At 58.0% G+C, this 14,995-nt stretch carries 11 protein-coding genes; 9 read left to right on the top strand and 2 right to left on the bottom strand.

Annotated elements, in window-relative coordinates; genetic code table 11:
- The first annotated feature begins 89 nt into the window (after window positions 1–89).
- Window positions 90–1,127, top strand: coding sequence for a zinc-dependent alcohol dehydrogenase family protein (locus ACMGE0_RS27065; RefSeq protein ID WP_436818987.1), 1,038 nt, complete (start codon window positions 90–92; stop codon window positions 1,125–1,127).
- A 325-nt stretch (window positions 1,128–1,452) separates the two neighbouring features.
- Here ACMGE0_RS27065 and ACMGE0_RS27060 read toward each other — a convergent pair whose 3' ends face one another.
- Window positions 1,453–2,352: an AraC family transcriptional regulator gene (locus ACMGE0_RS27060; protein WP_436818986.1), complete on the bottom strand. Its 900-nt coding sequence runs from the start codon at window positions 2,350–2,352 to the stop codon at window positions 1,453–1,455.
- 104 nt (window positions 2,353–2,456) lie between these two features.
- Here ACMGE0_RS27060 and ACMGE0_RS27055 point away from each other — a divergent pair, with 104 nt between their 5' ends.
- Complete coding sequence (locus ACMGE0_RS27055) at window positions 2,457–3,290, top strand: SDR family oxidoreductase (protein WP_436818985.1); 834 nt, start codon at window positions 2,457–2,459, stop codon at window positions 3,288–3,290.
- A gap of 1,004 nt (window positions 3,291–4,294) precedes the next feature.
- Here ACMGE0_RS27055 and ACMGE0_RS27050 read toward each other — a convergent pair.
- Window positions 4,295–5,572 carry a LacI family DNA-binding transcriptional regulator gene (locus tag ACMGE0_RS27050; RefSeq protein WP_436818984.1) on the bottom strand — a complete coding sequence of 426 codons (1,278 nt, stop codon included), beginning with the start codon at window positions 5,570–5,572 and terminating at the stop codon, window positions 4,295–4,297.
- Between ACMGE0_RS27050 and ACMGE0_RS27045 the strand changes: the two genes are divergently transcribed.
- The 7 genes from ACMGE0_RS27045 to iolD all read left to right on the top strand — a co-directional run bounded on the left by ACMGE0_RS27045 (window position 5,493) and on the right by iolD (window position 14,981).
- Window positions 5,493–7,043 (top strand): sugar ABC transporter ATP-binding protein, encoded by a 1,551-nt coding sequence (locus ACMGE0_RS27045; protein WP_436818983.1) that lies wholly within the window; start codon window positions 5,493–5,495, stop codon window positions 7,041–7,043. The two genes, ACMGE0_RS27050 and ACMGE0_RS27045, sit on opposite strands and share 80 nt — an antisense overlap.
- The gene (locus tag ACMGE0_RS27040; protein ID WP_436818982.1) at window positions 7,043–8,047 is read left to right on the top strand and encodes an ABC transporter permease; all 1,005 of its coding nucleotides are present in this window, start codon (window positions 7,043–7,045) and stop codon (window positions 8,045–8,047) included. Before ACMGE0_RS27045 ends, ACMGE0_RS27040 begins: the two co-directional genes overlap by 1 nt.
- Before the next feature lie 199 nt (window positions 8,048–8,246).
- Window positions 8,247–9,065 carry a sugar ABC transporter substrate-binding protein gene (locus tag ACMGE0_RS27035; protein WP_436818981.1) on the top strand — a complete coding sequence of 273 codons (819 nt, stop codon included), beginning with the start codon at window positions 8,247–8,249 and terminating at the stop codon, window positions 9,063–9,065.
- 87 nt (window positions 9,066–9,152) lie between these two features.
- Window positions 9,153–10,157 (top strand): Gfo/Idh/MocA family oxidoreductase, encoded by a 1,005-nt coding sequence (locus ACMGE0_RS27030; protein ID WP_436818980.1) that lies wholly within the window; start codon window positions 9,153–9,155, stop codon window positions 10,155–10,157.
- Window positions 10,154–11,113 carry a sugar phosphate isomerase/epimerase family protein gene (locus ACMGE0_RS27025; protein WP_436818979.1) on the top strand — a complete coding sequence of 320 codons (960 nt, stop codon included), beginning with the start codon at window positions 10,154–10,156 and terminating at the stop codon, window positions 11,111–11,113. Before ACMGE0_RS27030 ends, ACMGE0_RS27025 begins: the two co-directional genes overlap by 4 nt.
- A 105-nt stretch (window positions 11,114–11,218) precedes the next feature.
- Window positions 11,219–13,138 (top strand): bifunctional 5-dehydro-2-deoxygluconokinase/5-dehydro-2-deoxyphosphogluconate aldolase, encoded by a 1,920-nt coding sequence (locus tag ACMGE0_RS27020; protein ID WP_436818978.1) that lies wholly within the window; start codon window positions 11,219–11,221, stop codon window positions 13,136–13,138.
- Between the two features lies 1 nt (window position 13,139).
- Window positions 13,140–14,981: a 3D-(3,5/4)-trihydroxycyclohexane-1,2-dione acylhydrolase (decyclizing) gene (iolD, locus tag ACMGE0_RS27015; protein ID WP_436818977.1), complete on the top strand. Its 1,842-nt coding sequence runs from the start codon at window positions 13,140–13,142 to the stop codon at window positions 14,979–14,981.
- The last annotated feature ends 14 nt before the right edge of the window (window positions 14,982–14,995 follow it).

Here is a 14,995-nt window from a genome sequence, read left to right as displayed (position 1 = left end):
CAGAAGCGTCCATTTCACAGGTATCGTTCACCTCATCGCAGCAATGATATGGATGCGATGAATGTCGATCCGACCTAAGGGAGGAAACTATGAAGGCTCTAGTATATTACGGACCAGGCAAAAAAGATTGGGTCGAAAAGCCGAAACCTCAAGTTTTGGAGCCCACGGATGTCATCGTGAAAATCACGAAGACCACAATCTGCGGCACGGACCTGCACATTCTCAAGGGCGACGTACCCAACGTGACGGAAGGAAGAGTACTCGGCCACGAGGGGGTCGGCATAGTCGAAGATGTCGGCAGTGCCGTGCGGAATTTCAGGAAGGGCGATTCCGTTCTCATTTCGTGCATCACCTCATGCGGGTCGTGCCCCAATTGCAAACGGCAGCTCTATTCCCACTGCGACGATGGCGGCTGGATCCTAGGTCATCTGATCGATGGCACCCAGGCTGAATATGTCCGCATCCGCCATGGCGACAATTCTCTTTATCCAATCCCGGACGGCGCAGACGAGGAAGCACTCGTGATGCTGTCCGACATCCTCCCGACGGGGTTAGAGATCGGCGTCCAAGCTGGCGGCGTGAAGCCCGGCGATACAATCGCCATCGTGGGTGCCGGGCCTGTCGGCATGTCGGCCCTCCTGACCTCGCAGTTCTATTCCCCCGGGCGCATCATAGTGATCGATAGAGATCCTGCGCGGCTTGGACTTGCACGGCAATTCGGCGCGACCGATACGATCGAGGTGGGAGCACAGGACGCCGTGTCTGAAGTCATGGGCATGACGAACGGAAAGGGTGTCGATGTGGCGATCGAGGCCGTGGGTATTCCAGCGACCTTCGATATCTGCCAGAAGACTGTGTCAGCGGGTGGAAGGATCGCAAATGTCGGCGTTCATGGGAAACCGGTGGATTTGCACATCGAGGACCTATGGATCAAGAACATCAGCATCTCGATGGGACTGGTGAACACCAATACCACGCCCATGCTGCTCAAAACCGTTCAGGCGGGGAAGTTCGACCCTCGCAAGCTCATCACGCACCGCTTCGAGCTTGATGATATTGTCAAAGCATATGAGGTGTTCGGTAATGCCGCGCAGGAGAAAGCCATGAAGATCATCCTGACCGCCTAGGGGCGCTCTGTAGTATCTGTCAGCCTGCACGCCCATGATCGGCCGAAGATCGAGGCCACAGGGTAGGAGCCTGCAGGCCTGCGGTGTGAAGAGGGTCTAGCGGCAGTGCAGCGAGAGAGAAACGACATCGCCCCCGCACTGTCACTCGGCTCATCGAGCGATGCGACCCCAGGTTAGCATTCTCGGCCTCGATATGGTTCAGAATAAAACTGACAGACTCTAGGAGTTGCCGGCGAAGAACTGGTCGCTGTGAAATAACTTCCTGGTGCCTTGTTGCACAGATTGGCGATTTGGCTGCCGAGAGACCTGCTGCCAAAACCGGCTGTCAGGCGCCTGCAGTGATGCGATATTTGCCGGGTGGCACGCCATGATACTTCCTGAAGGCCCGGCTAAACGCGGCCTCTGACTGATACCCGACTTCCGACGCCACAACCCGCAGTGGCAGTTTTCCGCCCTCGAAACGCCGTGCAGCTAAGGTCATGCGCCAAGCTGTAAGATAGCCCAGCGGCGTGTCGCCAACCCGTTCGGTGAACCGCCTTGCAAAGGCCGCCCGAGATAGTCCTGCTTGCCCGGCCATCGCCTCGACGGTCCAATCGGACTGTGGGGCGGCGTGAATGGCGCGGAAGACCCGGGCCAGTTGCGGGTCATGCATCGCAGACAGCCAGCCGGGTCCGTGTCCTTCCTGTGCCGCGGCGTTACGCAGGACGTAAATCAGCAGGCCGTCGGCCAGTCTTTCCACCAGCATTTCGTTGCCCTGGCGATGGCTGTCCAGTTCGGCTGTCAGAAGCTCCGAGAGCGCTACGATTCCGCGGTCGTGCTCGATGTCGGCTGCCTTGAGATGTACAAAGGGCGGCAAGGCCGCTGCACCGATCTGAGCGCGGATCGCATCAGGCCGAAACTGTCCGCAAAAGATTTCCGTCGCTTCACCAAGCTCGGCCGCATCGAAGCTTCGGCGGGCGAACTGCTCGACAGGTTCGGCCAATGTCTGCGGACTGTCGACAACTTCGTGAGCTACGCCATCGCTCAGGACAACCAGGTCACCCTCGTGGAGCTGCGTAGTGGGACGCCCGTCGATCCGCAGCCAGGCTCCGCCTCGCCGGATCAGATGGAAGGCCAGTGCAGAGCCGGCTTCGAGCCGAAAGCCCCAACGGCCGCAGGTCACACTCCGCGCCAGGTGATATTTGGGATGGGCGAACATACGCAGCCAGTCATCGAGCACGCCCACAATGCACCCTCGTTGAGACGATCTGCAATCAGATCGAGCGTTTATACCATTGCGCGTCTACCGACTCCATTGCAAGTTTGAACCACAACATCATGGAGGCCATCATGGCGAAAACAATTTTGGTAACTGCAGCGACTGGCACAGTGGGCCAACACCTGGTCCCGAGACTGCTGGCCCACGGGCATAACGTCAAGGCAGCTTCGCGGAGCGCCTCAAGCAGCCAGGACAATTCGGTCCTGCTCGATTTCGCAAGGCCGGAGACCTTTGAAGGTGCTCTGGCCGGCGTCGACGCCGCATATCTCGTGATTCCTTCCGGAACCGCCGACCCCCTGGCGCTCGCTGGCTTCATCAATGCCGCTGCTGCCGCCAGCGTAAAGCTCGTTATGCAGTCAGCTATGGGCGTCGATGCCAGCGAGGACATACCCTATCGCAAGCTTGAGCGGCTCGTCGAGAAGTCCGGCACGCCCTATGTCTTGCTGCGCCCGAACTGGTTCTTCGACAATTTCCATACCTATTGGCTCAAGGGTATCCTCGGTCACGGCTTGATTGCTTTGCCCGCTGGCGATGCCAGGACGAGCTTGATCGACGCACGTGATATCGCAGACGCCGCGGTCGCCGCCTTGACCACTTCGGACCATGACGGACAGGCGTTCACGCTCACGGGCGCCGAAAGCTTCAGCTATGCCGAGGCAGCAGAAATACTTTCTGCGGTGCTGGGCCGCACCATCCGCTACGAAGCCGTCGACACCACAGGATTCCTCAACCTTGCTGCAAAGTTGGGGCTTTCAGAAATGCATGCACAAATGCTCGCGCCGATCTTTTACCCTGTCGCCCAAGGCTGGGCGAGCGTTGATACAGGGGACACCTCCCGCCTCACGGGGCGCCCGCCTCGCCGATTTGTCGACTATATCGCCGATAACGCCGCGCGCTTCCGCTAAGAGTGTCGCGCGGGTTCATGGCTTTCGGGCGAAAGAGACTGGTGCGCGATGATCTCTCCAGTCTGATGCAGAATTGCTCGGGAGCTTAGTGGACCACGTTTGAACTACTCGCTCTTGATGGGACCCGAACCGGCGGCACCCCACATGATGGCTTAAGCCCTTGAAAGGACGACTTGCGGCGTAACGCCTATTTATGGAACTTTTTGGCTTATCGAGGCAAGGTCCACGTTTACCCTTACCGGCGCCGAAAGCTTCAGCTATGCCGAGGCAGTAGGAATCCTCTCTGCTGTGCTGGGTCGGACCATCCGCTATGAAGCTGTCGACACCACTGGATTCCTCAGTCTTGCTGCCAAGTTAGGGCTTTCGGAACTACACGCACAAATGCTTGCGCCGATTTTTTACCCTGTCGCCCAGGGCTGGGCGAGTGCGGATAGCGGCAACACCGCACGCCTCACCGGACGACCGCCTCGCCGATTTGTTGACTATATTGCCGATAACGCCTGGCGCTTCCGTTGAGACTTCCGTCTGGAGCGCTTTCGGGTAAGGAGACTGGTGAGCGATAATCTCTCCAGTCTCATACCGGAGCACGGAAATCATTTTTCGATAATTCCTGCTGTCACCACCGGAGCTCCGGAGCTAACTGTCGAATAGGCCATTCGCTAGAAGCCGAGGCCGATCCTGAATCGACAACTTGCTTGAGCCGCTGACGACCAGTCCGATTTCCGCCCCTCATCGGTCGTAGCGCGGACCACGCGTAGCAATGGATGAACCGAGGTCCATTCCTGATGCGACGGCTAGAAAATGTCAGAGCAGAGTTGAGCCTGAATGGCGCTCGTTGACTCGGACGCACCATCATCCTCGTCGGCGTTCTCGGTTTCATTGCCGCCGCCAAATCCTGATCCGCTAGATCTGACCGCCAATCGGGTCAGAAGGTCTCAAAGCAGTGTGCCGATCCTGGTGACTTGAACCGGGCGTCCCTGCCGTCACAGCTTGAAGATCAATGCTCAAATGTTTGCGGCGGTATATATGTCAAACGGCAGTAAATTCTGTGCGGTAGCGGTGCGTTCTCCTCTATTCAAAGCAGCGTCACCCATCGAGCGCACCAACGTGTCTGCGAGTTGGCGCGCCGGGTGAGACAGCACGACCTTCAAAAGTCCCTCAGCTAAACCGGCGCGTGTTTCATTGGTTAGCTCGTGGGCTACGACCACCAGTTTCTGGGCTGCGGCACTTCGATCCTCCCGAAGGGCTTGCATTACCCCTGTTACTCCGCCCCCTGCAACATAAAGGCCGACCCAGCGCTCTTGCGACGCTAGAAGTTGCTTTGTCAGCTCGTAGGCAGTCTGTGGCTCCTCCATCGTCGCCAACGTCTCGAGCATCCGAAATTTCGGTGCCGCCTCCCGGAAATACGATCGAAAGCCCATCTCGCAGAGTTCTTGGGCCAAATAGCGATGGCTCCCGACGAATACAGCTACCTCGCCTGGCCTTACGTTGAGGTGAGCAATGAACCAAGCTGCAGTTCTCCCCTTCTTTGCGCAATCATTACCGACGAAGCCTGCTCTTTCGGGGGCCGACACATCCGAAATCATCGTCACGACGGGGATGCCATCAACGGCAAGATCCGCAATCGCATGATTGACCTGTGGGTGGTCCGACGTGATCATCCCGATGACGTCAGCCTCGCGACTTAGCGCATGAATTGCGGCGGCTGCTTTGTCAGGACTGAGGTCGTCCATAAAGCGAACAATCGCTCGTCCGTGAGCATCGGGGTAGGCGTCGACAGCCTTCGTGAGGAGTTCGCTCCACATCTGGTAGAGCTTTCGGTGCTGTTGCTTGAGCAGAAAACCGAATTTGATGACCGGCTTGTCCGCTTCGATGCGCCGTTTGATCGCCGTCAGGCCGTGAAACCCGATGCGCTCAGCGGCCTCAAGAACGAGTTCGGCTGTCTTCGGTCGCACCGGGTGGCGGCCATTGATGACCCTGTCCACCGTTGAAATTCCAACATTTGCTGCCTTTGCCAGATCGGCAATCGTCGGTCGCGACACGCTATAATCTCCCATTTTATGAAAGTGACCATGAACGACTTTGAGAGAAACGTATAGACCTAAATTGACATAATTTGAGGAAGTCGACAAAGAATGGAGCCAGAAAGACGCCGACCGGCGCCGGGCTTGGGAGAGCCTGAATACTGGAGGAATATCTAAAATGACATATGCTGGAGGATCGCCGGCAACGATGGCGGCTGCGCCAAAGAGCGAATATGTCCTCGAAATGCGCGGGATCACCAAGGATTTTCCTGGCGTTAGAGCACTTGATGGGATGAGCCTGAAAGTACGTCGGGGCAGCGCTCATGTCCTCGTTGGGGAAAACGGCGCTGGCAAATCGACGCTGATGAAGATCTTAAGCGGCATTTACGCCATCGACGACGGAGAGATTTTCTTTCAAGGCGAGAAGCTCGACCATCAAAACGCGGCTGCAGCGCTGGATCGCGGCATTTCGATGATCCATCAGGAGCTCAGCCCGGTTCTCGACATGACGATCGCCGAGAACATCTTCCTCGGCCGTGAGCCCACAGTCGGTAAAAAGGGCGTCTTCGCCTCCTTCGTCGACTTCAATCAAATGAACGCCGACACGCAAAAGCTTCTCGACCGACTGGGCCTCAAATATTCGGCCGACACAAAGATGCGTGATCTTTCGATCGCGGCCATGCAGCTGGTCGAGATCGTCAAGGCAATTTCGCGGGAAGCATCCCTCGTCATCATGGACGAACCGACCTCCGCGATCAGCGATACCGAAGTTTTGATGCTGTTTCAACAGATCGCCGACCTGAAGGCAAACGGCGTTGCAATCATCTACATCACCCACAAGATGGACGAAATCTTCCAGATTGCCGATGACATCACGGTCATGCGCGATGGTCAGTTCATCGCCACAGGGCGCTCGAGCGACTACACCGAAGCAAAGCTGATTTCTCAAATGGTCGGTCGAACGATTTCGAGCATCTTTCCCAAGGAAGAGGTGCCGATTGGCGATGTGGTGCTCTCGCTGGACAATGTAGGCCGCGCTGATGTCTTCGAGAAGGTCAGCTTCACGGTGCGCGCTGGTGAGATCGTTGGCCTAGCCGGGTTGATCGGCGCTGGCCGAACGGAGGTTGCCCGGGTGATCTTCGGTCTCGACCAAAGTGATGCCGGCACCATTCGCCTCAATGGGGCGCCGATCAAGGTAGCCTCTCCCACCGATGCGATCCGACAGGGGATCGCCATGGTCTCCGAAGATCGCAAAGCAGAGGGCCTCGTGCTGTGCCGATCGGTCGGCGAAAACATCTCGCTCGCCAATCTGAAGAAATTCGCGTCCGGGCTGTTCATCAACGAGCGGCAGGAGGAAACAGCCGCCCAGCGTATGATCAAGATGCTGCAGATCAAGACCCCGAACACCGAGATGATTGTCGAAAACCTGAGTGGCGGCAATCAGCAGAAGATCGTGCTGGCGAAATGGCTGCTGGGCGATCTCAAGCTCTTGATCCTGGACGAGCCCACGCGCGGCATCGATGTCGGCTCAAAGTCCGAAATCCACAAACTGATGACTGAGTTTGCCCGCCAAGGCCTGGCGATCCTCATGATCTCGTCGGAACTGCCCGAGGTTCTTGGAATGAGCGACCGCGTCGTGGTGATGAGCGAGGGACGGGTTGCCGGCGAACTGACAAGAGGCGAGGCGACGCAGGAAAGCGTCATGCGCCTCGCAACGGGAGGACACTGATGAGCGTCGAAACAGCAACCAAAAGCGCGAAGCAAGGCAAGGCGTCGCCCCTGAGCAACGTGGACTTTGCGCGGATTTACCGCAAGTACGGGACAGTGCTGATCTTCATTGGCATTTGTATTTTGGCGTCACTTCTAAGCCCGACGTTCCTGACCGAAGCCAATTTGACCAATGTGCTGCGCCAGGTCGTGGTCGTCAGTCTTCTTGCCTGCGGCGTCACTTTCATCATCATCCTTGGCCATATCGACGTGTCGCTCGGATCGGTGCTGGCGCTTTGCGGTGTGATCGCCACAAGCGTCATGGCCATGACTGGCAGCGTGGTTCTTGCCGTCTGTGCCGGGACCGCGGTCGGCATCCTTACGGGCCTGATCAATGGCTTTGTCATCACATTCTTCCGGATTCCGTCTTTCATCATGACGCTTGCGATGACGACGGTCGCTCGTGGCGTGGTGCTGCTCTACACTGGCGGCTCGCCCATCACCGGTCTTGGCGATTTCAAGATCATCGGTCAGGGCTCGCTCGGCCCGGTTCCGATTTCCGTGCTCATCCTGGTGGCTTTTGTCACCTTGTCATGGGTTCTTCTCAACAAGACGAAGTTCGGGCGCTACGTCTATGCGGTCGGCGGTAATGAGCGTGCCGCTCGCGCTTCCGGCATCAATCCGGACAGCATCGTCGTGAAGGCCTTCATCTTCAACGGTATCCTGTGCGCCGTCGCGGGCATCGTCCTCATGTCTCGCATCAATTCCGGTCAGCCGGCCGGCGGCGTCGGCTACGAGTTCGATGCGATCACCGCGGTGGTCGTCGGCGGCACCAGCCTGATGGGCGGCACCGGAACCATCACCGGCACAATTATCGGCGCGATGATCATCGGCGTCATCAACAATATGCTCAATCTCCTCAATGTCAGCTCGTACTGGCAGCAGATCATCAAGGGACTGATCATTGCGATCGCTGTCATCCTCGACGTCTGGACAAAATCGGCCCGCAGCAAAAAGAAGGCCTGACGCCGTTCGGGCCGCACCACAAGGGCGGCCGGGACCAACTGTATGTGCGCCTCGCGGCGCTGAACGTAACCTAGTCTCAATTGGGAGGACCCCTATGAAACTTTTTGCTAAACTTGCTCTTGCTTGCGCCGTCTCTATCTCTGCTCTGTCGGCAGGTGCTGCTTTTGCCGCTGACAAATTCGTCGTCGGATATGCGAACATGGCCGATACCGACGTCTTCGTTATGGCACGCAAGAATGCCTTCATCGAGGCAGCCAAGTCCGATCCGGCTGTCGAAGTCAACTTCTCCGACGCTAACAATGACGCCAGCAAGCAGCTTGACCAGATCGACAATTTCATTGCCCAGAAGGTCAATGCCATTGTTGTCGTTCCCGTCGATTACCAGGGCATCGTCCCCGGGGTCGAAAAGGCCAACGCGGCAGGAATTCCCGTCATCGCGCTGGGTATTCAGTCGGCTGGCGGCAAGTACACCTTTGTGGGTTCCAAGAACATCGATGCCGGCCGTCTTCAGGGCGAGTTCATGAAGACGAACCTGCCGAAGGACGCCAAAATCCTCTACCTTGAAGGTACGCCGGGGCTCTCGCACACGCAGGAGCGCAAGAAGGGCTTCGAAGATGCGCTCGGCCGTTCCGATGTGGACACTCTCGCCAGCCTCTCGGCCAACTACGACCGCGCGGAAGGCATGAAGGTCACGGAAGACTGGATCCAAAGCTTTCCGAAGTTCGATGCAATCGTCGCAGCCAACGACCAGATGGCGCTCGGCGCTCTCGAAGCTCTCAAGGGTGCAGACCGCCTCAAGGGCGTCCTTATTTCCGGCGTTGACGGTGTCCCGGATGCATTGACGGCCATCAAGGCCGGTGAGATGTCCCAGACGATCTTCCAGGACGCAGCTGGTCAGGCAAAGGCCGCCTTCGAGGTCGTTGAGGGTATCAAGAAGGGCGAACAGCCGCCAGCCGAGAAGCTGGTTCCCTTCGCCTCCATCACCAAGGAAAACGTCGACCAATTCATCAAGAAGTAATTCCTCCCGGGCGTGTCGGGAATCCGTTCCCGGCACGCCGAACCGCTCACCTCTCCATCAGCCATTCGTCCGAACATAGGAAAAACCATGACAACAAGAATAGCAGTTATCGGCGCGGGCCTGATGGGCGCAGATCACGCGAAGATCGTTGCAGAAGAAATGCAGGGCGCCACGCTGCAGCTCATTTGCGATAGGGATGAAGGCCGCGCTCGCAAGGTGGCCGATTCGTACGGTGCGGCGGATGTCGGAAACGATCCGGAAGCGGCCATCCAACGAGCGGACATCGATGCGGTGATCGTGGCAAGTCCCGATTTCACTCATGCCCCCCTTTCGCTCGCCTGTATCGCAGCCGGAAAGAAGGTTCTTTGCGAAAAGCCCCTGTCACAGTCATCTGACGAATGCCTCAAGGTGATGAATGCCGAGATGGTAGCCGGCGAACGCTTCGTGCAGCTTGGCTTCATGCGCCGGTATGACCAATCTTATGTTGAGATGCAGCAGGCGCTGAAAAGCGGCGCGCTCGGTCGCCCGCTGATGATGCATAATTTTCATCGCAATGTGGAAACGCCTGCATCTGACTTCACGGGCGCGATGGCTATCACCAATTCGGCGCCGCATGAATTCGACGTGGTCCGTCATGTGCTGGGCACAGAATATGTGTCGATCTCGGCGTTTCAGCCGAAGCGTTCGGATGCCATGGTCGCTCCTGTCCTCATGGTTCTCGAGACCGCGGATGGGCAGCTGGTGAATATCGAAATCAATAACAACGCGGCCTATGGCTACGACGTGCGGGCGGAGCTCGTTGGTGAAAAAGCCTCGGTCGCGATGAACCAGGTCGCGTTTACGCGGATCGATCAACGCCTCGGCCAACACACCGGTTATGACGCCGATTGGCGCGGCCGGTACTATGACGCCTATCGTCGCCAGAACCGTGCTTTCCTGCGCTTTGTCGAGACCCGGAAATTCCCAGAGATCGCATCGAGCTGCTGGGACGGCTACTGCGCGGCCATCGTCGCGGAAGCAGGCGTCAAAGCGTTGAACGAGGGGCGCAAAGTCGCAGTAGAAATGATCAATAAGCCGGAGTTCTATGCATGAAACTGGGTTTCGTATCCGACAGCCTTGGCGGCGTCCCAATCGATCAACTGCTTGAGCACGCCAAACGCATTGGCGTATCCGGGGTGGAAGTGAACACCTGCGGATGGTCGACCGCACCGCACTTCAGTCTGAAAGCCATGCTGGGTAACCGCGATGCGCAGAAAGCCTTTCTTGATGGGTTTGCCGACCGCGGCCTGGAGGTGATCAGCCTTAACGCAAACGGCAACCCATTGCATCCGACAGACCCCACGCAAGGTGAAGGCCTGAAGAATACGATCCGGGTCGCCGGCGAAATGGGAATTAAAACCGTCTGCACCATGTCAGGTCTGCCTGCCGGCAGCCCCAGTGACACGATGCCGAACTGGGTCGTCTCGTCCTGGCCGCCGGAGACACAGGCTATCCTTCGCTATCAGTGGGAAGAGAAGTTGCTGCCATTTTGGGAGGAGATTGTCACGCTTGCGAAGGAGAATGGTGTCGAGCGGATCGCTTTGGAGCTTCACGGAAATCAGTGTGTATACAATGTGCCATCGCTCTTGAAGCTGCGTCAGGCCGTCGGCCCGACCGTCGGCGCCAACCTCGATCCCTCTCACCTCTTCTGGATGGGCGCAGATCCATTGATTGCCCCCGAAGCTCTCGGCGACGCGATCTATCACGTCCATGCCAAGGATACTTTCCTCAATGCTCCGAAGCAGGCTGTTACGAGCCTTCTCGAAAACGGAAGCCTGATGGATATCCCTGCTCGCAGCTGGTCCTATATCACGCTGGGCTTTGGGCACGGGGAAGAGTGGTGGCGTCAGTTCTGCTATCGCCTGAAGATGGCCGGATATGACGGCTGGCTTTCGATCGAGCATGAGGACGTGCTTTTGAATTCCTTGGAAGGCTTGGAGAAATCGGTTGCCCTCCTGCAAAGCGTAATGCCCAGCGCGGCAGCTGACTTCAGACCCCAGGCAATCTAGCCCCGGGGCGCGATAGCCCGACTTCAAAGACAAAACACTCGCGGCAATGTCTGACGCGGGCAGGACAGGTGTGGCCAATCCTCACCCCTAACCCATGAGACGCACATGAACAAAACACTTGATGTCATCACAATCGGGCGCTCGTCAGTCGATCTCTATGGCGCCCAGGTCGGCGGCCGGCTGGAAGACATGGGCTCTTTCAACAAATACATCGGCGGAAGTCCCACCAATATCGCTTGTGGGGCTGCGCGTCTCGGTCTGAAGAGCGCTGTGATCACCAAGGTCGGCGACGAGCATATGGGTCGGTTCATTCGCGAGCAGTTGGTCCGCGAGGGCGTCGACGTGCGAGGGGTGGCAACTGATCCTGAACGATTGACGGCCCTTGTCATCCTCGGGATCCGCGACGAGGAGCAGTTCCCACTGATCTTCTATCGGGAAAACTGCGCCGACATGGCGCTTCGCGAAGACGACATAGATGAGGCCTTCGTTGCACAAGCGCGGTCCGTGGTCGCAACCGGAACGCATCTTTCGAATATTCGTACCGAAGCGGCGGTTCTCAAGGCTCTCAGGCTTGCCAGGAAACACGGCGCCAAGACGGCGCTAGATATCGATTATAGACCCAACCTGTGGGGAGTGGCTGGCCATGGCGACGGTGAAAGCCGTTTCGTCGAAAGCCAAGCCGTCACCGCTAAGCTGCAATCAACTCTGCATTACTTCGACCTTATCGTCGGAACGGAGGAAGAGTTTCACATTGCCGGCGGGTCCACCGACACGATTGCGGCCCTTCGGAGAGTGCGCGCTGTTTCGAAGGCAACGCTTGTTTGCAAGCGTGGCGCCAAGGGTGCCGTCGCGTTCGAGAGCGAGATCCCCCACAGTCTCGATCTTGGACAGTCGGGTCCCGGCTTTCCGATCGAAGTCTTCAATGTCCTTGGCGCTGGAGACGGATTCTTTTCCGGATTGCTCAAGGGGTGGCTTGATGAAGAGACATGGCAAAAAGCATTGGAATACGCCAATGCATGTGGCGCCTTCGCCGTCAGCCGACATGGCTGTACGCCCGCCTATCCCAGTCTGAAAGAGTTGTCGTTCTTCCTGAAACGTGGCGTTACGCGTGCTGACCTGCGCAACGACGAGGAACTGGAGCAGATCCACTGGTCGACAAATCGCCACCGGCGTGTGAGCGGAGATTGGTCGACAATGCGGGTATTCGCCTTCGACCATCGGATGCAGTTTGAACAGATGGCCGGATATACCCCGCAAAAGGGCGGTGCATTCAAGAAGCTGTGCCTTGAAGCCGCGCTTTTCGTCCAGGACGGACAAACCGGTTACGGAATTCTTTGCGATAATCGCATCGGCCGGCAGGCTTTGCATGCCGCCACAGGTACGGGTCTATGGGTCGGACGGCCCTGCGAATGGCCGGGTTCGCGTCCGTTGACTCTTGAGCCTGAACTGGGACTCGACTGCGGAGGTCTGGAGGAGTGGGCACGCGATAATGTGGTCAAGGTCTTGTGCTTCTGCCACCCGGAAGATGATGCAGCGCTTCGAGCAAGGCAGGAAGAAACTGTCGGCCGCCTTTATCAAGCCGCGCGTCGCAATGGGTTGGAGTTCCTGCTGGAGATTATCCCGTCGAAAGTTGGCGTGGTCGACGAAATGACCAACGCCAAGTTGATCGAGCAGTTCTACGCGGTGGGCATCTATCCGGACTGGTGGAAACTCGAGCCGATGACATCGTCAGCCGCCTGGCGTAACGCCATCAGGGCGATCGAGGCGCATGACGGCAACACTCGCGGAATCGTCGTGCTTGGGCTCGATGCGCCGGAAGAGGAGCTTGCAGCCTCCTTCAAGATCGCCGCCTCGTTTGATCTGGTAAAGGGTTTTGCCGTTGGTCGAACAATTTTCGGCGACGTGGCACGCCAGTGGATGACCGGTGACACAACCGACGAGGCGGCCGTGTCGGAAATGGCAAGGCGCTTTACTCGGCTCTGCAACATCTGGGACTCTGCTCGTCAATCCGCGAAAGGGAACTGAAATGAATACGATCCGCCTCACAGCTGCCCAGGCGATGGTGCGTTGGTTGTCTCAGCAACTGAACGAAGACGGCGAGCGGTTCATCGACGGCGTCTGGGCAATCTTTGGGCATGGGAATGTCGCAGGCCTCGGTGAGGCCTTGCACGGTATCAAGGACAAGCTCCCGACTTGGCGTGGACAGAATGAGCAGACCATGGCTCACGCGGCGATCGCCTACGCCAAGGCGGCCAAGCGGCGGCGAGCCCACGCCGTGACGTCCTCAATTGGACCGGGTGCAACAAACATGGTAACGGCGGCGGCTCTCGCGCACGTCAACCGCCTTCCGGTTCTGTTGATTCCAGGCGATATTTTCGCAAATCGCCGTCCGGATCCAGTATTACAGCAAGTTGAGGACTTCGAAGACGGAACGGTATCGGCGAACGACTGCTTCCGTCCTGTCAGCCGGTATTTCGACCGCATCATGCGACCAGAACAGTTGCTGACCGCCCTCCCCCGAGCCCTTCGGGTGATGACCGATCCCGCGACGTGCGGCCCCGTCACACTTGCCTTTTGCCAGGACGTGCAAGCCGAGGCCTATGACTGGCCTGAAGAATTCTTTGAAGAAAGAGTATGGGAAATCCGCAGGCCGGAACCCGATGAACGGGAGCTTTACCGTGTCATCGAGCTCATCAGATCCGCGCAATGCCCGGTTCTCGTCTGCGGCGGAGGCGTGATTTATTCTCAAGCAGAGCAGGTGCTGAGCGAGTTCGCTACACGGCACGGCATTCCTGTTGTTGAAACGCAGGCCGGCAAATCCGCTCTGGCACAGGCCCACCCCATGAATTTTGGCGCTGCGGGTGTTGACGGTTCAGCCGCCGCCAACGCACTTTGTGAGCAGGCCGACCTCATTATCGGGATCGGCACCCGCTTTCAGGATTTTACCACCGGTTCTTGGAGTTTGTTCCGGAAACCCGGGCGTAAGCTGGTTTCGATCAATGTACAGGCCTATGATGCCGGCAAACATGACGCTGTCAGCCTTGTAGCCGATGCCCGCGCGGCGCTTGAAAAGCTCAGTGCCGGGTTAGTTGACTACAAGTCCTTCGCTTACGAGCCGAATGTCCGCGAGGACTGGCTGACGCTTGTCGACGCCCATTGCGCCGCGCCCACGGGTGCGACGGACGGCTATTTACCGACAGACGCGCAGGTGATCGGGGCGGTCCAGCGCGTCTCAACCGATCAGACCGTCGCGATGTGTGCCGCCGGCACCATGCCAGGCGCCCTCAAGCTGCTTTGGCAACCTGCGCAAGGCGGTTATCACATGGAATACGGCTACTCCTGCATGGGTTACGAGGTGGCTGGCGCCATGGGTGTAAAGCTCGCAATGCCGGAGCGCGAGATCATCTGCTTTGTCGGCGATGGATCCTACATGATGGCGAATGCGGAGCTGGCGACAGCAGTGATGCGCCGTATTCCCTTTACCGTCGTCCTGACCGACAATCGCGGCTATGGGTGTATCAACCGTCTGCAGATCAGCTGCGGCGGGGAGGAATTCAATAACCTCTACAAGGATTGCGAAATCGAGGCCCAGCCCGAAATTGACTTCGTGGTTCATGCCGCATCGATGGGCGCTTACGCGGAGAAGGCAAAGGATATTGCCGACCTGGAGGCCAGGATTGTTGCGGCCCGCGGGCGCGACCGTCCAAGCGTGATCGTCATCGATACGGACCCGAACCGCGGGCCAGGCGAAGCTGGCGGCAGCTACTGGTGGGATGTGGCGGTTCCTGATGTTGGAGTGACGGAAAAATCACGCAACGCGCGAGCACGCTATGCCGAACGGAAAAGAAGTCAAACCCTCGTCAACTAGACCCTTGAATGGCT

This window comes from Neorhizobium descurainiae, from assembly GCF_051400715.1.
In the GTDB taxonomy this organism is placed as follows: Bacteria; Pseudomonadota; Alphaproteobacteria; order Rhizobiales; family Rhizobiaceae; genus Neorhizobium.
The sequence above is the reverse complement of the archived record's forward strand: the minus strand, read 5'-3'. Positions and strand labels throughout refer to the sequence as shown.